Source organism: Allorhizobium ampelinum S4, assembly GCF_000016285.1.
Lineage (GTDB): Bacteria > Pseudomonadota > Alphaproteobacteria > Rhizobiales > Rhizobiaceae > Allorhizobium > Allorhizobium ampelinum.
On the sequence record NC_011988.1, the window covers coordinates 421,211 to 443,303 of the forward strand.

The 22,093-nt window shown below is 59.5% G+C and carries 21 protein-coding genes; 20 read left to right on the top strand and 1 reads right to left on the bottom strand.

What is annotated here, in order from left to right:
- Window positions 1-71 precede the first annotated feature (71 nt).
- Window positions 72-1,184 (bottom strand): BMP family ABC transporter substrate-binding protein, encoded by a 1,113-nt coding sequence (locus AVI_RS19170; protein ID WP_012653790.1) that lies wholly within the window; start codon window positions 1,182-1,184, stop codon window positions 72-74.
- Window positions 1,185-1,657: 473 nt separating this feature from the next.
- On the opposite strand from AVI_RS19170, the gene AVI_RS19175 reads away from it, so the two are divergent.
- The 20 genes from AVI_RS19175 to AVI_RS19265 all read left to right on the top strand — a co-directional run bounded on the left by AVI_RS19175 (window position 1,658) and on the right by AVI_RS19265 (window position 22,026).
- Entirely contained in the window at window positions 1,658-1,891 is a 234-nt protein-coding gene (locus tag AVI_RS19175) for a hypothetical protein (protein ID WP_049777339.1), read from the top strand.
- 52 nt (window positions 1,892-1,943) lie between these two features.
- Window positions 1,944-2,636, top strand: a complete 693-nt coding sequence (locus AVI_RS19180) for a Rieske (2Fe-2S) protein (protein ID WP_012653791.1) — start codon at window positions 1,944-1,946, stop codon at window positions 2,634-2,636.
- A complete protein-coding gene (locus tag AVI_RS19185) occupies window positions 2,636-3,268 on the top strand; it encodes a glutathione S-transferase family protein (RefSeq protein ID WP_012653792.1) in 633 nt (210 codons plus the stop codon). The genes AVI_RS19180 and AVI_RS19185 overlap by 1 nt, the downstream gene beginning before the upstream one ends.
- Before the next feature lie 54 nt (window positions 3,269-3,322).
- Window positions 3,323-5,122, top strand: coding sequence for an adenine deaminase (locus tag AVI_RS19190; RefSeq protein ID WP_012653793.1), 1,800 nt, complete (start codon window positions 3,323-3,325; stop codon window positions 5,120-5,122).
- Window positions 5,122-6,072 (top strand): LysR family transcriptional regulator, encoded by a 951-nt coding sequence (locus AVI_RS19195; RefSeq protein WP_012653794.1) that lies wholly within the window; start codon window positions 5,122-5,124, stop codon window positions 6,070-6,072. The genes AVI_RS19190 and AVI_RS19195 overlap by 1 nt, the downstream gene beginning before the upstream one ends.
- A gap of 93 nt (window positions 6,073-6,165) precedes the next feature.
- On the top strand, window positions 6,166-6,666 hold the full coding sequence (locus tag AVI_RS19200; protein ID WP_012653795.1) for a thiamine pyrophosphate-binding protein: 501 nt from the start codon (window positions 6,166-6,168) through the stop codon (window positions 6,664-6,666).
- Window positions 6,663-7,271 carry a thiamine pyrophosphate-dependent enzyme gene (locus tag AVI_RS19205; protein ID WP_012653796.1) on the top strand — a complete coding sequence of 203 codons (609 nt, stop codon included), beginning with the start codon at window positions 6,663-6,665 and terminating at the stop codon, window positions 7,269-7,271. The genes AVI_RS19200 and AVI_RS19205 overlap by 4 nt, the downstream gene beginning before the upstream one ends.
- A gap of 13 nt (window positions 7,272-7,284) precedes the next feature.
- Window positions 7,285-8,466, top strand: a complete 1,182-nt coding sequence (locus AVI_RS19210; RefSeq protein ID WP_234895225.1) for a GMC family oxidoreductase — start codon at window positions 7,285-7,287, stop codon at window positions 8,464-8,466.
- 19 nt (window positions 8,467-8,485) lie between these two features.
- Window positions 8,486-8,863, top strand: coding sequence for a GMC oxidoreductase (locus tag AVI_RS31460; RefSeq protein ID WP_244427792.1), 378 nt, complete (start codon window positions 8,486-8,488; stop codon window positions 8,861-8,863).
- Between the two features lie 45 nt (window positions 8,864-8,908).
- On the top strand, window positions 8,909-10,303 hold the full coding sequence (locus AVI_RS19215) for an amidohydrolase family protein (RefSeq protein ID WP_041698878.1): 1,395 nt from the start codon (window positions 8,909-8,911) through the stop codon (window positions 10,301-10,303).
- The gene (locus AVI_RS19220) at window positions 10,300-11,166 is read left to right on the top strand and encodes a phenylpropionate dioxygenase (protein ID WP_012653798.1); all 867 of its coding nucleotides are present in this window, start codon (window positions 10,300-10,302) and stop codon (window positions 11,164-11,166) included. Before AVI_RS19215 ends, AVI_RS19220 begins: the two co-directional genes overlap by 4 nt.
- The gene (locus AVI_RS19225) at window positions 11,166-14,312 is read left to right on the top strand and encodes a molybdopterin cofactor-binding domain-containing protein (RefSeq protein WP_012653799.1); all 3,147 of its coding nucleotides are present in this window, start codon (window positions 11,166-11,168) and stop codon (window positions 14,310-14,312) included. Before AVI_RS19220 ends, AVI_RS19225 begins: the two co-directional genes overlap by 1 nt.
- Window positions 14,309-14,794 carry a (2Fe-2S)-binding protein gene (locus tag AVI_RS19230; RefSeq protein ID WP_012653800.1) on the top strand — a complete coding sequence of 162 codons (486 nt, stop codon included), beginning with the start codon at window positions 14,309-14,311 and terminating at the stop codon, window positions 14,792-14,794. The genes AVI_RS19225 and AVI_RS19230 overlap by 4 nt, the downstream gene beginning before the upstream one ends.
- Before the next feature lies 1 nt (window position 14,795).
- The gene (locus AVI_RS19235) at window positions 14,796-16,310 is read left to right on the top strand and encodes an aldehyde dehydrogenase family protein (protein ID WP_012653801.1); all 1,515 of its coding nucleotides are present in this window, start codon (window positions 14,796-14,798) and stop codon (window positions 16,308-16,310) included.
- A gap of 161 nt (window positions 16,311-16,471) precedes the next feature.
- Complete coding sequence (locus tag AVI_RS19240; RefSeq protein WP_012653802.1) at window positions 16,472-17,179, top strand: CoA transferase subunit A; 708 nt, start codon at window positions 16,472-16,474, stop codon at window positions 17,177-17,179.
- The gene (locus AVI_RS19245; protein WP_012653803.1) at window positions 17,179-17,826 is read left to right on the top strand and encodes a 3-oxoacid CoA-transferase subunit B; all 648 of its coding nucleotides are present in this window, start codon (window positions 17,179-17,181) and stop codon (window positions 17,824-17,826) included. The genes AVI_RS19240 and AVI_RS19245 overlap by 1 nt, the downstream gene beginning before the upstream one ends.
- Window positions 17,827-18,049: 223 nt before the next feature.
- A complete protein-coding gene (locus tag AVI_RS19250; RefSeq protein ID WP_012653804.1) occupies window positions 18,050-18,805 on the top strand; it encodes an FCD domain-containing protein in 756 nt (251 codons plus the stop codon).
- Complete coding sequence (lldD, locus tag AVI_RS19255; RefSeq protein ID WP_012653805.1) at window positions 18,802-19,941, top strand: FMN-dependent L-lactate dehydrogenase LldD; 1,140 nt, start codon at window positions 18,802-18,804, stop codon at window positions 19,939-19,941. Before AVI_RS19250 ends, lldD begins: the two co-directional genes overlap by 4 nt.
- A gap of 117 nt (window positions 19,942-20,058) precedes the next feature.
- On the top strand, window positions 20,059-21,126 hold the full coding sequence (locus tag AVI_RS19260) for a VOC family protein (protein ID WP_234617649.1): 1,068 nt from the start codon (window positions 20,059-20,061) through the stop codon (window positions 21,124-21,126).
- A gap of 48 nt (window positions 21,127-21,174) precedes the next feature.
- On the top strand, window positions 21,175-22,026 hold the full coding sequence (locus tag AVI_RS19265) for a fumarylacetoacetate hydrolase family protein (protein WP_012653807.1): 852 nt from the start codon (window positions 21,175-21,177) through the stop codon (window positions 22,024-22,026).
- The last annotated feature ends 67 nt before the right edge of the window (window positions 22,027-22,093 follow it).

Below are 22,093 nucleotides of genomic sequence, written 5' to 3' on the forward strand. Positions count from 1 at the left end.
TCGGCACACCGGCATGAGAGACTGCGAAGGGCCGGGCATCATCGCCCGGCCTCTATATTTGGTTGGGTGTTTTAAAGCCCCGTGACGCCTTCCACTGACCAATCCCAATTATAAAGCTCGAGTTCGGTCATCTTCTGGCCCTTGGCCACCCGCACAGCGCCCTTGGCGTCCTTCAATTCGCCGACAAACGGCGACCAGCCGCCCAGGATTTTCGTGCGTATATCGTCTGCCGCCTTGCCGACTTCGGCGGGAACCTTGGCGCCCCAGCTATCGCGGTCAACGCCTGCGCCCATGGCGAAGATGCTTTCCGAAGGCGACCATTCGCCTGCCAGCCGCTTGCGGACCTGATCGATATAGAACTCCTTGAAGTCGATAATGATCGAAGACACGTAGGAATTCGGGCCATAGCGGCGGATGTCGGTGTTCCACATCGCAGCCCAGACGCCGCGTTTTTCGGCGACCTGAAGATAGGCGGCCTCATCCATGATGCCGAACAGGAAATCGCAGCCATTGTCGATCAGCGCGGTGCCAGCCTGGGCGGCGGCCTGCGGATCGAACCAGGAATTGATGGTGATGGTCTGGCAGGTGGCATTGGGGTTGACGGTGCGCGCGCCCATCAGGAAGGCGTTGGTCGAGGCATAGACCGAAGCAACCGGGAAGGAGGCGACGTAACCGAGTTTGCCGGTTTTCGACAGATGCCCTGCGGCGACGCCGACCACATAGGTTGGATACCAATGGGCCATATAATACCAGCCGAGATTGTCCATCGTCACATGGCCATTGCACTCCATGAAGGCGGTGTCTTTGGCGCGGCGCACCACGTCATGCAGGAAGTCGCCGGTAGACGACGTATCGAAAATCATGTTCGCGCCTTCCGACACGAATTGCCGATAGGTGCGGGTCGCATCCGCTGAATAGGGAACGTTCTCGACCTCGAGGATCTTCTTCAGCTTGGGGAATTTTTCCTTGACGGCGAGAACACCCTGATGGTGCGACCAGGTCCAGCCTTCATCCGTCACCGGGCCGACATGGCCGAAGCCAATCACGGCGTCCTCTTCCTTTATGGCCGCCAGGGTATTGGCGGCTGAGGCAGAGCGCACCATGCCGGGAAGCGCCAGTGAGGCGCTGCCGGCTGCCGCCATGTTGAGAAAACCGCGACGGGAAAGGCTGCGCAGGTCGATCATTGGAACCCCCATATGTTTTTGTTGAACTGGTTTTGTCTAACTCTACCGGTTGGAACGCGGCGATCCGCATCCACCTGCCGTCCTTTCTGACGCAACAACCGTGCCAGATGGTGACGTTCAGCTGCCGATGCTTCGGCATTCATCTCGGCACCGGTCTTGGTCGGATGCGGTCATCCACGCAGGGTTGTTTGCCGCGCCGATGCTCACCCCATTCCAATCGGCTTCGACCTTTTCAAATCGCCGGTGTTCCGCATAGTCGAAAAAAATCGCTCAAGATGATGCGTGAAAGGCAACATCTTGACTGAAAAAAATGCTTGTAAGCCTGCTTCTCCTAACGTTAGACTGAATAAAAATCAGGCATGCACAAGATTTAATCTTATGCGTTTGAAACGGTCAATCGGAGACGAAATATTGCGCAGGATTGAGCCTGAGGTTGAGCCGAGAAATGAAGTGCGAGCAATGGTGGAGCCGTGATGAGCCTGACGGTCAATCTGGTGTTCGAGGGAGATTTCAACTGCCACAGCTTCCTCAGTTTTGCCCGCCATCGCGCTGGCAGGCTTGATATCGGCATTGATGTCGAGGCTTGCAGCGAAAACCGCGTTGCGGTTTGTGTCATCGGGCAGGAGGCCTTGGTCGATATGTTTGAAATGGCCTGTAGCCTTGGCCCGACCGACTGCATCGTGCGGGATGTTCGGCGGCTTTCATGACGGCACAGATTTGAGAGTGCGAGACAGGCAGTTTTTGAAAGGTGAAGGGGTCATGAGCATTGAAACAGCATGGGTGCCGGTGGCGCTGTCTTCGTCTATCGAGCCGGGAACCTCGGCTGGTGCTGTCGTTGATGGTGCGGAGATCGTCGTCTGGCGCGATGCCAAGGGGGCAGCGCATGTCTGGGAAGACCGCTGTCCGCATCGCGGCATGCGGATGAGCTTTGGCTTCGTGCGGGGTGACCATATTGCCTGTCTCTACCACGGATGGTCCTATGATACGGCGGGACAATGCACCCATATCCCGGCGCATCCCGATCTGGATGTGCCGAAGACCATCCGGGTGACGACCTATGCCGCCGAGGAGCGCGATGGCGTGATCTGGGCAGCACTTGCCGATCATGCCGACGTGGCCAGCATCCCGGATCTTGGTGTGGGCTTAAACGTGCGCAGCCTTTATGCGGATTGTACCATTCAACAGGCCATGAATGTGCTGAAGGAAGCGCAACTCCCGACCAAAGAGGGGATTTTACCCGCACATTTTGAGGTTCTCACGGCCAATGCCTGGCGGCTTGAGGCTGGTGATCTACGTGTTGCGATTGCAGTTCAAGTGATCTCCGCTGGAAGGCTTGCCCTCCATCTTGTGACCGATGCAGGATCGACGGCATTGAGACCGGCGCTTGCCCGCTGGGCAGAGGCACTGCGCCTGACACTTGAGGCGCCCTCCCCATTGGCACAGGTGGCCTGATGTCTGCGATCACGCTTTACAATTACGATCTGGACGAGAACTGCTACCGGGTGCGTCTGTTGCTGTCCTGTCTTGATGTAGCCTATGAAACCCTCGCCATCGACATGGTGCCGGGCCGGGAGGAACAGACCCCGACGATGCTGGCGCTCAATCCGCTCGGCGAGCTTCCGGTGCTGAAGGATGGCGAGCAGGTGCTTTACGGCACGCAGGCCATTCTTGCCCATCTGGCCAGGGTCTATGATCCCTCCGGCACATGGCTGCCGCTCGATCCCGCCGTCTTTTCCGGTGTCATGCAATGGACCTTGTTTTCAGCCGCGCCGCTCGGTTGTGCTGTCACGGCCCGGCGGGTGGCGCTGTTTGGCGGACCGGGCGATGTTGAGGTGCTGAAAGCGTCCTCGCGCGCCGCCTTCCGAATCATGGACGACCATATGACGCTGCGCCAGATGGATGGCTGCGAGTGGTTTGCCGGGGCAGGCCCGACCATTGCCGATCTCGCCCTGTTTCCAAGCTTTGCGCTCAGCCGCGACTACGGCATCGATCACGATGAATTTCCAGCGCTTCGGCGGTGGATAAGGCGGTTTCGCACGGTTGCTGGCTTTCGGACTATGCCGGGCATACCCGATTATCACTGACGGCAGGACAGAATCCAGGTCTTGGTAATCTGTCCATCAGAGGAGTTCATGCCAATGGCTTTAACCCGATTTTCCGTTGCCCCGCTGGCGGGCATGACACGGCACTTGGCAAATGTGGCGTCTGGCCGTGCCGCGCCGGATCTGGTGATTACCGGTGCCCGCGTTCTCTCCACCTATTCCGAGCGTATTTTGCCGGACAGGGAAATCTGGCTGGCTGGCGGACGGATCGCCGCTGTAAAACCGGCTGGCAGCTCGAAAGCTTCGGGCGTGCCACGCTACGATGCGCAGGGCGGTATTCTTGCGCCGGGTCTGGTCGATCCGCATATCCATATTGAATCCAGCATGGTCACGGCCTGCGCCTATGCCGAGGCAGCGCTTCTCAATGGCACGACGACGATCTTCTGCGACAGCCACGAGATCGGCAATGTCATGGATGTCGCAGGTGTCGAGGCGATGCTGGAAGACGCCCGCCATGCGCCGCTATCGATTTTCCTCACCGTTCCCTCGACCGTGCCTGCCACCTCGCCAGAGTTGGAAACGGCGGGTGGGGATCTGACAGCGGACAAGATCGCCGCCCTGTTCGATCGATGGCCGGAAGCGGTGGCGCTGGGCGAGAAAATGGATTTCGTCCCCGTTACCATGGGGGATGAGCGCGCCCATGCCATTCTGGCCGCAGCGCTTTCCCGGGGCAGGCCGGTTTCGGGCCATGTCTATGGCCGTGAATTCGTCTCGGCCTATGCCGCATCCGGCGTCACGGACACGCATGAAGCTATCGACCGTGACATTGCCGATGACCTGCTGGAGGCGGGGATATGGCTGTTTCTGCGTGGCGGCCCGCCAACCACGCCCTGGCATTCGCTGCCGGAGGCGATCCGCACGGTGACGGAGCTTGGTGCTTCGCATAAGCGCATCGCCGTCTGCACCGACGACCGCGATGCCGAGGACCTGCTGGCCTTTGGCCTCGATTGGGTGGTGCGCGAGGCACGGCGCGCCGGGATGAGCCGGGAGCAGGCCTGGGCCATGGGCTCGCTGCATGGCGCGACGCGGTTTGGCATGGATGGGGAGATCGGCGGGTTGGGTGGCGGTCGCCGGGCCGATCTGGTGCTCCTGAATGACGATCTTGAACCGGTCAGCACCTGGTATGGCGGCGAACTGGTGGTTGACCACAAAAAAATTACCCCGCTTCTCGATGCCGCCCTTTCCAACCGCTGGCGCTATCCCGATGCTGCCTATCACACGGTCAAGCTGCCTGACGTGGTGAAGCTGACCCCGGACCTGCCGAGTAGCAAAGTCATCGCCAATACGATCCGCACTGAATTGCCGGGTATCATCCTCGGACACGAGAAAATTGAGCTGGAACCGGCCAATGACTGGGAAACGCATTTTGCCCGCCACGGCCTGTGCTTCGTGACGGTGATCGAGCGGCACGGCAAATCGCCGGGCAATGTGGCGCATGCGCTTCTTTCCAATTTCGCGCTGAAAAGCGGTGCCGTTGCCTCTTCTGTCGGTCATGACAGCCACAATATCATCATCGCCGGTACCAATGAGGCCGATATGCAGGTGGCGTTGCGCGCCATCGAATCCCATCAGGGTGGGGTCTGTGTGGTGCAGGATGGCAAGGTGACGGCCATGGTGCCGCTGCCGGTTGCGGGCTTGATGTCCGACAAGCGGGTGCATGAGGTGGCCGCTGAAGTTCAGGCGTTGAAAGTGGAGTGGGAAAAGGCAGGCTGCATCATTCCCTATATGGGGTTCAACCTGATCCCGCTGTCGGTGATCCCGGAAATCCGCATCACCGACAAGGGTCTGGTGACGGTGCCGCAAATGGTGATCGTGCCGCCCTTCGAGGCGGCGTGATGGATGCCTACCGGCTGGGCCTGGTTGCAACGCGCATCCATTATTTCCAGCTGGTGGCGCGGCTGGGCTCGATCCGCCAGGCCGCCCTTGCCCTCAATGTCGCACCCTCTTCCGTCAGCCGCATCCTGCGCCGATTGGAAGAGGAAATCGGCACGCCGCTGTTTGACCGGGTGCGCCAGCGCCTGAAACTGACCAGCGCCGGTGAACTGCTGCTGTATCACGCCAAGGCATCGCTGTCGGAACTCAGCCGGGCCTGTGCCGAAATCAACGATCTGCATGGCCTGCATCGAGGCACCGTCTCGGTGGCTGTGGTGGAAAGTGTGGCGCGGGGCCTGTTACCAGCGGCGCTGGAGGCATTCTGGAGCCGCCATCCGGCGATTACCGTCGATGTCAAGGTCATGGCCTCGCAGCAGGCGGCCAATGCCGTGGCCGAAGGCGAATGCGATCTTGCGGTTCTTTTCGACGTGCGCGTGCCGCGTACCGTGCGCCGCATTGCCAGCGTGTCGCTGCCAATCGGCGTTTTGGCCCTGCCGGACAGTGACATGGCCAAGCGCACGGAAATCAAGCTGTTTGATCTCGCCAATCTGCGGGTGATCCTCTCGGATGCCAGCCTGACGCTGGGTGCTTCGGTGGAGGAAGCGTTGAACCGGTCGCTGGTGGATCTCTCGCACCGCTCACGGACCAATTCCATCGGCCTGATGGTGGAATTGGCGAGGCGCAATCTCGGCCTTGTCTTGCAGACCCGGGTCGGCGTGGAGCAGGAACTGGCGGAAGGGTCGCTGGTGTTTGTGCCGCTTTCCGACAGCCGCTTGCCGAACCGCAAGCTGCTGTTGCTGTCGCGCTCCGCCAAGGAGATGTCGGATGCGGCCTCGGCGCTGGGGCGGCTGCTGGAGCAATCGGTCGAACAGCTAACCCAGGCGGCAGCACACGCGCCGCGAGATCTATCGTAACATGTTGCCTTTTGCGCATCACTTACGTCGAAAAATGCCGTCTATTCGAAACACTTTCGGTTTGCGAACCTCACGCGGAAACGAGGGATTACCATGAAACCATCATCCGTCGATGCCGTTATCCGAGGCCTCAAGAAAGCCGGGGTCAGTGTCGTTTGCTACCTGCCCGACTCGCTGTTTAAGGAATTGTATCCGGCACTGGATGCCGATCCTGAGATCCGCACCATCCGTGTCACCAATGAGGGCGAGGGGGCGGCAATCTGCGGGGGCGTGTTTCTCTCTGGCAAGCGGGCGGCGCTGGTCATGGAAAATTCCGGTCTGCGGGCTTCCGTTGAACCGCTGGCGCGCATGGGGCTTGGGGCTGGTATTCCGGTCGTCATGCTGATGAGCTATCGCGGCGAACTGGGAGAAAACAACTGGTGGGCCATTCCCCACGGCATCACCATGGAGCCGGTGCTGAACGCGCTGCGCATTCCCTACCGGGTGGTGCGCGAGGAAGACGAAATCGAGCAATCGATCATCGATGCCTATAACTGGTCCTACAATGCCTACTACCACTCGGCCATCGCCCTTGGCGGGAGCATCGTCCGATGAAGCGCTATGATTGCATGAAGCTGCTGGCCGCACGGCTGGAAAACGAGCTTGTCATCCTGTCGCTCGGGGCCTCCGTTGATGAATGGTATAACGCCGCCCCGCATATGCGCCAAGCCAGCCTGTTCCAGCAGCAGCTTGGCTGCGTCACGCCGCAGGCCTTCGGGTTGGCGGCAGGGCTTCCGCATCGCCGCATCATCTCGCTCGATACCGATGGCGGCATGATGTTCAACCTTGGCATTCTCGCCACCCTTGGCAACGAACAACCGAAAAACCTGTTCATCGTCGTCTGGGACAATGAGTGCTACCAGTCGATTGGCGGGCCGCCGACCCACACGGCTTTCGGCCGGGTGGATATTGCCGCCATTGCTCGCGGCGCCGGGATAGACAATGCCTTGACCGCCCGCACGCTGGAAGAGTTCGATTCCCATTGCGAGGCAGGTCTTAAAGCGGATGTTCCCTATGTGGTGGTTGCCAAGGTGGCAGGCACCGTGCAACCGGACATCAAGCGCAAGCATTCGGATGGGCGCGAGGACAAATATATCTTCGTACGCCATGTCGAAGCCAGCGAGGGCATCGTCATCATGGGGCCGAGCGAGCACAATTGAGGCCGATGTCCCCATGTCCAATACGATGACTGAAGCACGCTCCCTCTTGCCACAGCGTCCGCTGCAAAAAGCCTATGACTATATCGTCGTCGGTGCTGGTTCCGGTGGCTTGCCGGTGGTGCGTCGCCTGATCGATGGCACGGGGGCGACCGTGCTGTTGATTGAGGCGGGCGAGCCGGGGATCGGCAGGGCCGAGATTGACGATCCCCGCCAATGGGTGCCGCTGGGGCGCGGACGCTGGGACTGGGGCTATGATTATGCACCCACCTCTCGCGTAAACGGCCATACGATTGGCATTCCGCGTGGCAAAGTGCTGGGCGGCTCCTCGGCGATCAATGCGATGATGTGGTATCGCGGCCATCCCAATGACTATAACGCCTGGCAGGCCGCTGGCTGGTCCTTTGAGGATGTGTTGCCATTCTTCAAGAAGGCCGAGGATTGGGAAGGGGGCGAAAGCCGCTGGCGTGGTGCTGGCGGTCCCCTGAAAATCACGACCAGCAAGACACTCCATCCAGTGGCCCGGGCGATGATGGAGGGTGCTGCCGATCTCGGCATTCCCGTGATCGATGATCCGAACGGACCAAGCAATGAGGGTGCCTGCCCCTCGAATTTCAATATTGTCGATGGCAAGCGCTGGAGTTCGGCTGAGGGCTATCTCTATCCGATCCTCGATCATCCGCGCCTGACCGTGCTGACCGGTTCACAGGTGATCGGCCTGATGGTTGAAAAGGGTCGCTGCACGGGCATTCGCCATCTGGTGGAAGGCAAGACAGTTGAGACGCTTGCCCAAAGCCAGGTGGTGCTGGCGGCGGGAGCTTTCGATACGCCGCGCCTGTTGATGTTGTCGGGCATTGGTGATCCCGAGGAATTGAAACGGCTTGGCATTCCGCTCAATCATGCCCTTCCCGGCGTCGGGCGCAATCTTCAGGATCACCCGCTGGTGCAGGCCGTGGTCTGCCGGTCGAAAATGCCGCTGGGTGATGTGCTCGACAATGGCGGCGGCACGATGATGAACTGGAAATCATCGGCCCATCTTGGCCAGCCGGATGTGCATGCCTTTCCCGTGCAGGGCAATAGCGCCACGCCTGCGCTGCGCGCTCTTTACGACATGTCCGGCCCGGTGTTTTCAATGGGGGCGGGCTTGATGCGCTCGAAAAGCATCGGCTACCTGCGTCTGCTGTCTGCTGTCTGCTGACCCTCTTGGTCCGCTGGAGATTCAGCCGAATTACTTTGCAGACCCTGCTGATTTGGATGCGACGCTTCTGGCCATTGAGACAGTGATGGCTCTGGCGCAGACACCGGCTTTCGCTGCGCTGTTTGATGGGTTTGCCGCGCCAGACACAAAACTGTCGAGGGACGGCCTTCGGGATTTCATCCGTAACGGCTGTTCCACTTTCTTTCATCCCGTCGGTACGGCCAAGATGGGCAGTGATGAGATGGCGGTGGTGGATAGCCGGTTGCGGGTGCATGGCCTTGCCGGGCTGACGATTGCCGATGCCTCGATCATCCCCATTATTCCGACCTGCAACACCCATGCGCCGGTGACGATGATTGGTGAACGTGCCGCCGCCTTCCTGATGCAGGCGGCGTGAAATTTGCATGCCCTGAAGGGCAGAAGGAAGACCCTGGAGATGAGCATGACTTCGAGCGCAATGATCGTCACCGCCGACACTCTGTTGACCATGGATGCGAAAAACAGCGTCATCTCTGATGGCGCGGTTGCTATTGAGGACGGTCGTATCCTGGCGGTCGGTTCGCTGGAGGTGGTGAAGGCCAGCCATCCGGCTCTGGCGATCAAGAGGATCGACAATGCCTTGCTGATGCCGGGGCTGATCAACGCCCATGCCCATTCCGGCTTCCTGCGCGGCACAGCGGAACATCTGCCGGTCTGGGACTGGCTGACCATCCATATAAACCCGATGCACCGCGTGCTTCTGCCGCATGAAGCCGAGGCGGCGTCCTTTCTGTGCTACGTCGAATCCGCACTATCCGGCACGACGACTGTTGTCGATATGTGGCGCTATATGGATGGCAGTGCGCGGGCGGCACAGTCCATCGGCACGCGCCTGGTTGCTGTTCCGTATGTTGGTGAGCATCCCGATTACAATTATTTCGAAACGCTCGACAACAATGAGGCGATGATTGAGACCTGGCATCGCAAGGCGGGGGGCCGCATCAATGTCTGGGTCGGGCTGGAACATCTGTTTTATGCCGATGCGGCTGGCCAGCAGCGGGCCATCGCCATGGCCAAACAGTATAACACCGGCTTTCACACCCATTGTTCGGAAGCCGAAGTCGAGGTTGGCGGCTTTATCGACACCTATGGCAAGCGCCCCATGCATGTTCTGGAGGATCTCGGCTTCTTCGAGGCTCCACGCACCATGCTGGCCCATGCCGTCTGGCTGGATGAGGCGGAAATCGAGCTGATTGCCAGATACAATGTCTCGGTCGCCCATAATCCGGTGTCGAATATGAAGCTTGCTTCCGGCATTGCACCGATTGCCGATATGCTGGCGGCGGGCATTCCGGTCGGTCTTGGCACGGATGGCGAAAAGGAAAACAACAATTTCGACATGTTCGAGGAGATGAAGACCGCCTCCCTGCTCGGCAAACTGCGCCACCGCGATGCCGCCGCCATGGATAGCTGGCAATGTCTGCGCATGGCGACCATTCTCGGCGCGAGAGCTATCGGTCTTGAGGATGAAATCGGCTCTATCGAAGTTGGAAAGCGCGCCGATATCATTGCGGTGCGCACCGATACGCCGCGTATGACGCCACTGTTTGCCGACGGTCCCTATTTCAATGTGCAGCACAATCTCGTCCACGCGGTGCGCGGCGGCGATGTCGCCATGACCATGGTGGATGGTCAGGTGATCGTGGAAGATGGCGTGCTGAAAACCGGCGACGTCAAGGCGATCATTGCCGATATCCATGGCATGGCGCCTTCGCATTTTGCCCGCCGCGCCGCATGGCTTGCCGAAAACGGCGGCGGCACCAAGCAATGGATCAGCGAAGCGGAGGGTGTCAAATGAAGACGACCGACCGGGTCGCGCTTGACGATTGGTATGTGATCGCCACTGCCGGGGATGTCACGACCCAGCCGGTGCAAACAACGCTGCTGGGCCAGGAGATCGAATATCGGCTGGACGCGAATGGTGCGCCGCTGGTGCGCGAGACAGGCGCGGACGGTTGCTATGGACCGGCCCTGCCGTTCCAGGTCAAATACGGTTGCCTGTTTACTACGCTTGGCACGCCGGGGAAGGACATTGTCGATATCGCCGAGGCGCAAGAGGCGGATCGCCGGTTTGTGCTGTGCGGCTGGGTGACGATGCGGGCATCGGGCCTGCGTGTTGTCGAGAATTTTCTCGATATGGCGCATTTTCCCTTCGTGCATACCGATATTCTCGGCTCAGAACCGCATACCGAAGTGCCGCACTATCTGTCTGAAATCCGCCGCGATGTGGATGAGGTCTGGGCGACCAATTGCACCTTTTTCCAGCCGCGTATTGCCGCGACTGAAAGCGATGGCGATTTCGTTCAACTGACCTACCGGGTGCCGTCGCCTTTCGTGGTGATGCTCTACCGGGTCTGCCCCACATCGCCGAACCGTCTTGATGCGATTGCCCTGTTCATCCAGCCGATGGAAGACGGACTTTGCCGCGCCCAGCCGGTCATGTATCTGGTCGATACCGTCTCGCCGCACACGGCATTGCTGAATTTTGAGCAGGTGATTTTCCTTCAGGACCGCATCATTGTCGAAAACCAGCGCCCCTTGCTGTTGCCGCTTGAGCCGCGGGCTGAAATTCCGACAAGGGCAGATTCCTCCTCGATTGCCTATCGCCGCTGGCTGAAGGAAAAAGGCCTCCGTTTCGGCACGACCGCAGGAGCCGCCTGATGGAGGTGCTGGCCCCGGAGACGCTGGAACTGGCCATCGCGGAGGCGCAGCAGCCGGGCGCGCGCATCGTCGCCGGAGCAACGGCGTTGCAACTGGAATGGGCGAAGGGTCTGGCGAAGCCGGACCGGATGATCAGTCTTGCAGAGCTATCCCCGGCACTGTCGGGCATTGCGCAGGTCGGTGGGCATATCCGTATTGGTGCAATGACACGCCTTGCCGATCTCCTGGCCTCGCACGAGATTGCTGCCGCCCTGCCATTGTTGCATTCTGCCGTAAAACTGGTGGCCAGTCCTGGGGTGCGCACTCTGGCGACCCTTGGCGGCAATATCGCCGGGCGCACCGGCTGCCTCTTGCCAGCCCTCCTCGTGCTCGACGCTGTCCTGGAATTTGCCGCCCTGCCTGACTGTATCACGGTTTCCGTAGCGGACTGGCTGGCGGCCCCGGCGCAGCATGGCGCAATCCTCACGGCCATCCTGATTGCGCCGCAAGGGGCCGGGGAGCGCTTCGTTTTTCGCAAGATCGGCTTAAGAGCGGCCTTCAGCCCGAGCGTCATCAACGTCGCTGGCCGCCTTCGGGCGGGGCAGAGCCGTGTCGATGCGGCGCGGTTTGCTGTCGGCGGCGGCATCGTGCCGCCCGCCCGCCTTGATGATGCCGAAGCGCTTGCAGCTGGGGCTGCCTTGGACGGGATCGATTGGGTCGGGGTTCATAACGCCTTGATGGAGACGATCCAGGCCCCGGGCGATGGATTTCGCTCCGGTGCCTATCGGCGCTTGATTGCCGCGAATATGCTGTGTTTCGGGCTTGGTGGATTTCTGCCGGGTCGTGCGCCATCCGCTCCCGTCGCACAGCCCATTGCCTTTGCCCGCCCGCCCGAGGGTGAACTGGCGCTCGACCGCCTGCGGATGCCAGATCGCTGGCATATTCGTCCGGATGTGGAGCAGAAGATCCGGGGCGAACTGGCCTATCTGACCGATTATCGGAAGGTGGGCATGCTGGTCGGCCGCATCCTGCGGGCCGGAATTGCCCATGCGCGTATCCTGTCCATCGACACAGTGGCAGCAGAAACACTGCCGGGTGTTGTCGCTGTCGTCACGCATCGTGATGTGCCGGGGCTGAATGCTTTCGGCATCGTGGTGCGGGACCAACCGGCGCTCTGCTTCGACACGGTGCGCCATCGTGGCGATCCGGTCGCGGCGGTGGCGGCAATCGATGAAGAGACGGCGGAAAAGGCGCTGGCGCTGATCGACGTCCGCTACGCGCCGCTGCCTGTAATAGATGATATGGAAGCGGCTCTGGAGCCGCAGGCGGAACAGGTGCATGAAAACGGCAATCTTCAGCGGGAAATTCTCTTTACCCGTGGCGATAGTATCCAGGGTTTCGCCAAGGCCGATCATGTCGTCGAAGAAACCTATATCACGCCCCGCCAGATGCATGGCTTCATGGAGACCGAGGGTGGCTATGCCTTTGTCGAGCCGGATGGGCGGCTGAACATGTGTGCTGGCGGCCAGCATGGCGGGCGTGACCGGCTGCAATTGTCGCGTATCCTTGGCTTGGACGAAGACGATATCCGGGTGGTGACGTCGCCGACCGGCGGTGCTTTCGGCGGCAAGGACGAGCTTTCTGTTCAGCCAGCGCTGGCGCTTCTGGCGCTGAAGGCAAAGCGGCCTGTCAGGCTACATTTGTCACGGGCGGAGTCCATGCTTGCCGGTCAAAAGCGCCACCCGATGAAGATCCGCATGAAAACCGCCTGCGACGCGCAAGGTGTTTTGCTGGCCCAGCAGGTCGATCTGGTGGCGGATGCGGGGGCTTACGCTTCGCTTGGCCCGAGCGTTCTGGAAACGGCGCTGGAACATGCCATCGGCCCTTATGTGGTGGGCAATATCACCACGCGGGGCCGTCTCGCCTATACCAATAACGGACTTTGCGGCGCTTTTCGCGGGTTTGGCGCCAATCAGATGACATTTGCCGTCGAGTGTCAGATGGACAGGCTGGCAGCTCTTTGCGGCCTCTCGCCTTTGGAGATCCGCAGGCGCAATCTGCGACAGCCAGGCTCTCCCGGCACTTTAGGGCAGGTCGTATCGACCAGTGAACGATTGGAAGACATGTTGGTCGCTGCCGGGGCCTCCGTGCTGTGGCGCAAGCCGCAAGGACTCGCTGCCGAGGGCGAGTGGATGATAGGCACCGGCATGGCGCTGAATTATCAGGGCAATGGTCTCGGATCGATCATTCCTGATCCCGCAGCGGGTCGGCTGGCGTTGACCAAGCAGGGTCTGATCGAAGGTGCATTCGGGCTGGACGAAATGGGGCAGGGGCTTTTGCCGGCAATCTGCGCGGCCATTTCCGCAGAATTAGGTTGCGCGCGCCAAGATGTGCTCCCGCTTGTCGGAGATACATTGCTGGCACCGGATTCCGGTTCCACCACCGCCTCGCGTGGCAGCCATGTCGTTTGGGCCTCGGTTCGGCTGGCCGCTCCTGAATTTCGCACGCAGATGTGCCGTGCGGCGGCAGGATTGCTTGGCTGCGACCCTGAACGGCTCGTTCTGGTGCCCGGCGGTTTCGCGGAGCCCGGCAACCATAGCGGCACAATTTTGCTGTCCTATGCGGATCTGGCCGCCGCCTTGCCGGAGAAGGATTTGCCAAGTGTGACGGTGAGGTTTGATTTTCCAAAGACCGATTATACGAATGCCAATGCCCGCTATATCTTTGCCTTTGGCGCATCGCTGGCGCGTGTCGCCGTCAGCCGGGTGACGGGAGAAGTGCGGGTGCTTGATCTTCACCAGCATTCTGCTGCCGGACCGATCATCGATCTTGCCACCTATCTCGGTCAATTGGAGGGTGGAGCGGTGCAAGGGCTGGGCTTCACGCTAACGGAGGATTGCCCGATGCAGGAGGCCGCGTATCTGACCGGCAATTTCGACACTTATATGCTGCCCGGCATTCAGGATGCCCCGCTCGGTCTGCATGTCTTTGCGCTTGAGGATCTCGATCCCGGCGACGCGCTTGGTCCGCGCGGGGTCGGCGAACTCGGCATCGGCGCAGTCACGCCCGCAATCGCCAATGCTATTGCGGCTGCCACCGGCTATTGGCCACCAGTCATGCCTGTCGCGCCGGAAACGCTTCTCGCATATCTCTCGGTGATGGCATGAACCTGGGCTTCACACTGAATGGCCAGCGGGTCACTGTGGAGTGCCAGCCGGAGACGCGGCTCACCGAAATTCTGCGTGACGAGCTGTATCTGAGCGCCACCAAGCTAGCCTGCGCCATTGGCCGCTGCGGCGCTTGTAGTGTGCTGTTGGATGGCAGGCTTGCCAATGCTTGCCTACTGATGGCCTGGCAGATCGACGGTGCCGATATTTTGACGGCGGAAGGGCTGGCCTCACATCCATTGGGAGACGCGGTGCGCGAAGGGCTGGCGGAGGAAAACGCTTTTCAATGTGGCTATTGCGCGCCGGGCTTTTCGCTGGCGCTGGTGGCCTTGTTTGCCGACAACCCGCAGGCTGGGGAAAAGGATATTCGCGCTGGTCTGGAGGGCAATCTCTGCCGCTGCACCGGCTATCATTCGATCATCAGAGGGGCGTTGAACGCCGCTTGCCGCATTCGCGCCGCACACGCCATTTCCGGAGACTGACATGACCCTGGCACTCGACCCTATCGGCCCGAAAAACGACGGCGCCAAAGCCTTTCTGGCCCACCGCCGTAAGCAGATCCTGATCGGCGGGTTCTGGCGCGATGCCGGTTCTCGGCGATGGTTTGAGACAGCCGATCCGGCTACAGGTGAGGTTCTGGCCGAGCTTGCCGAAGGAACGGCTGCCGATGTAGACGAGGCCGTGGCCAGCGCCCGTGCCGCTCTCACCTCTCCGGCATGGAAAGGGCTGACACCCTCCCAGCGGGGCAGGCTGTTGTGGAAAGTCGCCGAGTTGATCGATGCCCATGCGGAGGAACTGGCGGAACTCGAAACGCTTGATCAGGGCAAGAGCTTCAGGACCAGCCGGTTTGCCGAAATTCCGGCCAGTGCCGAACAGTTTCGCTATTTCGCGGGTTTCTGCACCAAGATCCTCGGCACCACCATTCCGACCTCTATCGGCTATCAGCCGCAGGGCAAGCAGATCTTTGCCTATACCATCCGTGAGCCTGTGGGCGTGGTGGCTGCGATCACCCCCTGGAATTCGCCCCTGCTGATGGCGGCCATGAAACTAGCGCCAGCGCTGGCTGCCGGTTGCACGGTGGTGCTGAAACCGGCGGAAGAAACCTCGCTGACGGCGCTGCGGCTGGGCGAGTTGATGCTGGAGGCGGGTCTGCCTGACGGCGTCGTCAATATCGTCACCGGCTTTGGCGAAACGGTGGGGGCGGCTCTGTGCACCCATCCCGATGTTGACAAGGTGGCTTTCACCGGATCGACCGAGGTCGGCAAGCTGATTGTGACTGCTGCTGCTGGAAATCTGAAAAAGCTGACGTTGGAACTGGGCGGCAAGTCGCCTGCCATTGTCATGTCGGATGCCGATATGGCCCTGACCGTTGAGGGAATCGCGCGCGGCATCTTTAGCAATTCCGGTCAGGTCTGCGTTGCGGCCTCACGTGTCTACGCCCATCGGTCGGTTTGTGAACAGGTGGTCGAAGGGCTGTCAAAGGCGGCTTCCACATTGCGTCTCGGTCATGGGCTCGATCCCGCCGTTGATCTGGGGCCGTTGGTCAATCGCCGCCAGGCCGACCGTGTGGCGGCCTATGTGGCGGAGGGGAAGGCAGAGGGTGCTGAAATCGCGGCGGGTGGCAGCCAGTCAGGAGAAACAGGCACGTTTTATGCGCCGACCGTGGTGACGGGCGTGCGGCCCGACATGCGGTTGATGCGCGAGGAGATTTTCGGTCCTGTCGTTGCGGTAACACCCTTCGACGATGTCGAGGATGCCATAGCGTTTGCGAATGACAGCCCTTATGGGCTGGCGGGTAGTGTTTGGACCCGGGATCTTTCCCAGGCCCACCGATTGGCGGCGCAGGTCAAGGCGGGGACGATCTGGATCAATTGCCATTCCTATTTTTCACCTGAACTGCCGAAGGGCGGACACCGTCAATCCGGCTGGGGTTATGAGAATGGCGCGCCAGGCCTGGAAAATTATTTGGAAACCAAGACGGTCTGTGCGTTGATTTAACGCTGAAAGCTTTTCTACTTTTGAGATCAATGTTGATCACGGTTTCTTTCCTCCGTGCGCCGCTTTGCGCTTGCCGGACGCATTACGATGAAGTTTAAAGTTGATCTGGAGGCGACAGCTCAAACAGGTTTCAGGACTGATTATTCAGGCGGGAGATACAGATGAAGAAAATATATGGTGACGCAAGTGCGGCCTTAGACGGATTGTTGTTCGATGGCATGACGATTTGCGCCGGTGGTTTCGGGCTTTGCGGCATTCCCGAACGCCTGATTGATGCGATTGTCGCATCCGGGGTCAAGGATTTAACGATTGCCTCCAACAATGCTGGCGTTGATGGGCATGGGCTTGGAAAACTTCTGCGCACCCGCCAGGTCAAAAAGATGATTTCCTCCTATGTCGGTGAAAACAAGGAATTCGAGCGGCAATTTCTGAGCGGCGAACTGGAAGTCGAATTTTGTCCGCAGGGAACGCTGGCCGAGCGCATGCGGGCTGGCGGTGCCGGTATTCCCGGCTTCTATACGCGAACCGGCGTCGGCACTCAGGTGGCCGAGGGCAAGGAAACGCATATTTTCGATGGCGAAGTCTATCTGCTGGAGCGCGGCATCCGGGCCGATCTGTCGATCATCAAGGGATGGCGCGCCGATGAGGCTGGCAATCTGATGTTCCGCAAGACAGCCCGCAATTTCAATGCGCCTGCGGCAACATCCGGCAAGATCTGTGTCGCGGAGGTCGAGGAGATCGTGCCGGTCGGAAGTCTTGATCCCGATGCCATCCATCTTCCCGGCATTTATGTCCGGCGGATGATCAATGGTTCGCCTTATGACAAGAAGATCGAATTCCGCACCGTTACAGTAAGAGGAGCAGCCTAATGTCCTGGAGCAGAGATGAGATGGCGGCACGCGCCGCAAAAGAGCTCAAGGACGGCTTCTATGTCAATCTTGGCATCGGCATTCCGACGCTTGTGGCAAATCACATTCCGCCTGGGGTTGAAGTGACGCTGCAATCCGAAAACGGAATGCTGGGGATCGGGCCGTTCCCCTTTGAGGGCGAAGAGGATGCCGACCTGATCAATGCGGGCAAGCAGACGATCAGCGAGCTGCCGTCATCCAGCTATTTTTCGTCCGCCGACAGTTTTGCGATGATCCGTGGCGGCCACATCGACCTTACGGTGCTGGGCGCGATGGAAGTCTCGGCCAATGGCGATATTGCCAATTGGATGGTCCCCGGCAAGATGGTCAAGGGCATGGGCGGTGCGATGGATCTCGTGGCCGGTGTCAAGAAGGTCATCGTTGTCATGGAGCATTGCTCCAAGGCAGGCGAGTCCAAGTTCATTCCCGAATGCACGCTGCCGCTGACCGGGCTGAATGTGGTGGACATGATCATCACCGATCTCTGCGTATTCGTGCGGTCTGATCGCGCTGGCACGTTCCGGCTGGTGGAACTGGCGCCTGAGGTTACCGTGGCCGATGTCCAGGCCAAGACCACAGCTGCTTTCGAGATTGCCGAAGGCCTTTAAACGCAGGCTTCAAGCTAGTCATGCCAAAGCCCCTACAGCGTCTGATCAGACGCTGTAGGGGCTTTTTATTGGGCATTCGTGACCTCTGAAGAGATTGCTCATAAAATTGGTCCTACCAATTTTTGATGAATTGGTGAAAAAATCGTGATATTTGAGCATTAATCCGAATATTGCTTAATTCGTAGAGTTTTGGTACGACCAATAAAACAAAAAGGTTCTACCAATGTCGCTGACCGGGCGCATCGAAGCCATGATTGCTGAGCGCAAGCTCAGTCCGGGAGATCGTCTGCCGCCGGAGCGCAGCCTGGCGGCGGAGCTTGACGTCTCACGGTCGCGGCTTCGGGAGGCAATCCAGCAGTTGATCAGCCGTGGGATCGTCGTCAGCCGTCGGGGTGGGGGCACTTTCGTCGCCATTGAGGACGCCGCTCGATCGCTGGAACGGGCGCTGGAGCCGCTTTTGCCGATGGTTCAGGGCGAGGCGGGGTATTGGCGCGATGTGATGGAAATTCGAAAATCGCTCGATACGGATGCTGCCTATTACGCGGCCTTGCGGGCCACGGATCTGGACAAAGAGCGGATGACAGTGGCCTTTGCAGCGATGAGTGCTGCGGAAGGCGGCAATCCGCAGAGCCAGGCGCGCGCCGATGCGGCTTTTCACATGGCAATTGCCGAGGCCTCGCATAATGTCGTTCTGCGCCAGATTGTCGCCGGACTGTCCGAGCTTTTACAGCAGAGCATCGCGCAAAGCCTGATGCAGTTCTATCGCCAGCCGGACCTTGGGCCAGCGTTAGAGCGCCAGCATGGCCTGATTCTGGACACCATCCTGGCCGGTCGACCGGATGAGGCCCGCAAGGCAGCGGCAGATCACCTTGCCTTCGTGGAGGAAAACCTTCGTGTCATCGAGGACAACCGCGCGCGGGAGCAGCGAGCCTCAGAGGCTTTGCAAAGACCGGAATTTCAAGGGGAAAACCTATCATGATCATTTCGTCCTCGACTGATTATCGCGAGGCGGCCCGCCGACGCCTGCCGCCCTTTCTGTTTCATTACATCGATGGCGGCGCCTATAGCGAGCACACGATGCGCCGCAATATTGATGATCTTGCCGATCTGGCATTGCGTCAGCGGGTGCTGAAAAGCGTGGGCACAGTTGATATTTCCACGACGCTTTTCGATGAAGAGCTGGCTATGCCGGTCGTTCTCGCGCCCGTTGGATTGACAGGCATGTATGCAAGGCGCGGCGAAGTGCAGGCTGCGCGCGCAGCGGAAAAAAAAGGAATTCCACTGACGCTTTCGACGGTGTCCGTCTGCCCGATCGAGGAGGTGCAGGCGGCCAGCAACCGTCCCATCTGGTTCCAGCTCTACGTGCTGCGGGATCGCGGCTTCATGAAGAATGCATTGGAGCGGGCCTGGGCGGCGGGTATCCGCAAACTGGTTTTCACGGTCGACATGCCCGTACCTGGCGCCCGCTATCGTGATGCCCATTCCGGCATGTCCGGCCCGAATGCTTCTCTGCGCCGCATTATCCAGGCCGTCATGCATCCGACATGGGCTATCGATGTCGGCCTGTTGGGAAAGCCGCATGATCTTGGCAATGTTTCGGCCTATCGCCAGCAGAAAACCAATCTGGCCGACTATGTCGGCTGGCTTGGTGAAAATTTCGACCCCTCGATTGGTTGGAAGGATCTCGAATGGATCAGGGATTTCTGGAAGGGACCGATGATCATCAAGGGCATTCTCGACCCGGAGGATGCAAAGGATGCTGTGCGTTTCGGGGCCGATGGCATTATCGTCTCGAACCATGGCGGGCGCCAGCTGGACGGCGTTCTGTCTTCCGCCCGCGCCTTGCCAGCCATTGCCGCTGCGGTCAAAGGTGACCTGACGATCCTTGCCGATTCCGGCATTCGCTCGGGTCTGGATGTCGTGCGGATGATAGCGCAGGGAGCCGATGGCGTGTTGATCGGACGCGCTTTCGTCTATGCATTGGCCGCTGCCGGGCAGGCGGGCGTGGAAAATCTGCTCGATCTCTTCGCCAAGGAAATGCGGGTTGCCATGACACTGACCGGCGCGCGTTCTATCGCCGAAATCTCACCCGATAGCCTGGTGCGTGGCCTCTGAAAGCCCAGAATTTGCCTTAGGAAAAGTAGAGCCGGTTTTGCGGAAGACCCGCATGCCTCTCTTTGCCGGGGCATGGATGAAGTGCCTGCGGCCAACAGCTGAGGTGCCCATTGATCAATGGTGATATTGACGTTTTGGAACAGCAAATATCACGTCTCTGCCGTCCGCACGTTTCCTTTGATGTCTTCCAATAGCTGTGCATGGTTGCGTTCCGTCAATTCCAGCAGGAATGGCGTTCATGCGCCATATGGTGTGTATTTATCAAATTTTTTATTTTATCAATTTTCTGTATTGAATAATTATCAAAAAACGATAATTTGTAAAAACATCATCAGGGAGGATCAAATGGCATTCACAGCCGTTCAAGCAGGTGCGTACCTGCATCACGTTGCATTCGAAAGCTCCAATCCTGAGCGTCTGGCGCGGTTCTATGCCGATGCCATGGACATGAAGCTCGAAAAGGTTGGAGACGAGTGGATTTGTGAAGGGCCAAAGCGCCGCTTCATCGCCGTTGCTGGAGCTGACAAGAAGCTGGCTTATTCCGGACTTGCTTGCCGCAATGCCGAAGGGCTTGCGCTTCTGCGGGCCCGGGTCGATGCTGAAGGCATTGCGGTGCTGGCTAGCCCTTCGCCCTATTTTGAAGATGGTGCATTCGCGATTCGCGATCCCGACGGACGTATGGTGTGCTTCGGTGTAGCCAAGCCAGACAAGCCGGGCGCCAAGGGTATCCAGGGTCCAACGCAGCATCTAACCTATGCATCCGAGGATGTGGCCGCGTTTGTCGACTTTTACGTCGGCAAGCTGGGTTTCCAGCTGACAGACCGCGTGCTGCATGAAGATGGCCGGCTTGCCACCGCCTTCACGACCTCCAATCACGAGCATCACACCATCGCCTGCTTCTATACGCCGGGCCGCGTTGGCGTCGATCACCATTCCTACGAGGCTGGGGAATGGAACTACATCCGTGATTGGTGCGATCATCTGGCAACTCATGATATCCAGCTCAGCTGGGGTCCCGGTCGCCATGGTCCTGGCAACAATCTCTTCATTTTCATCACTGATCCGGATGGCAATTGGATCGAGATCTCGGCTGAACTGGAAGTTATCTACGATCGCGACACGATGGATTGGCCGCAGCATCCGCGCACGCTCAATAAATGGGGCGAGGCGATTCTTCGCTCCTGATCCGGTTGTCAGATCTCACTTCCAAGACCAATTCTAGGAATTAGTGACATGCAATTTTTAAGTTACACCCGGCTTGGCCGGGCAGGTTTCGGCGTTCGCGTCGACAACGGTATCGTTGATCTCACCGGCAGGCTCGCCGCCGATGTCGTCACGCTGAAGCAGGCCATCGAAGCCGATCTGCTCGAGAGTGCTCGGGATTATATCTCCGGGCGGCGAGCAGAGTTTACTGAGGCTGATATTGCGCTTCTGCCGGTTGTGCCGGATGCCGGCAAAATCCTCTGCGTCGGGTTGAATTATGAAACCCATCGTGCGGAAACCAAGCGCCCCGACGCCAAATATCCGACGATCTTCACCCGTTTCGCTGACACTCAGATCGCTCATCGCCAGCCAATTCTGAAGCCCCGGGTATCGGATCATCTGGATTATGAAGCCGAGCTTGCTGTCGTCATCGGCCGCGGCGGACGCTATATCGCCGAGGAAAATGCTCTCGATCACGTGGCTGGCTATACCTGCTATAACGATGCAACCATCCGTGATTGGCAACGGCATACGTTTCAATTCACGCCGGGCAAGAATTTCCCGGCAACCGGCGCATTTGGACCGCAGCTCGTAACCCCCGATGAAGTTGGCGATTACACGAAGCTGAAAATCACTGGCCGTCTCAATGGTCAGGTGATGCAGGATGCAACACTGGCCGATCTGATCTTCCCCATCGCCACCCTGATTTCCTATTGCTCGCACTTCACGCCGTTGCAGCCCGGCGACGTGATCCTCACGGGTACGCCAGGTGGTGTTGGAGATCGCCGGGAGCCGCCCCTGTTCATGAAGGCGGGGGATGTTTTCGAAGTGGATATTCCCGGCGTTGGTTTGCTGGTCAACGCTGTCGGCACGGAGCCCTGAACAGCGCAGCCCTTAGCAGCACGGCCCTGGGGCGCGGGGCGGGAGGACTGCGCCACCCATCTACAGC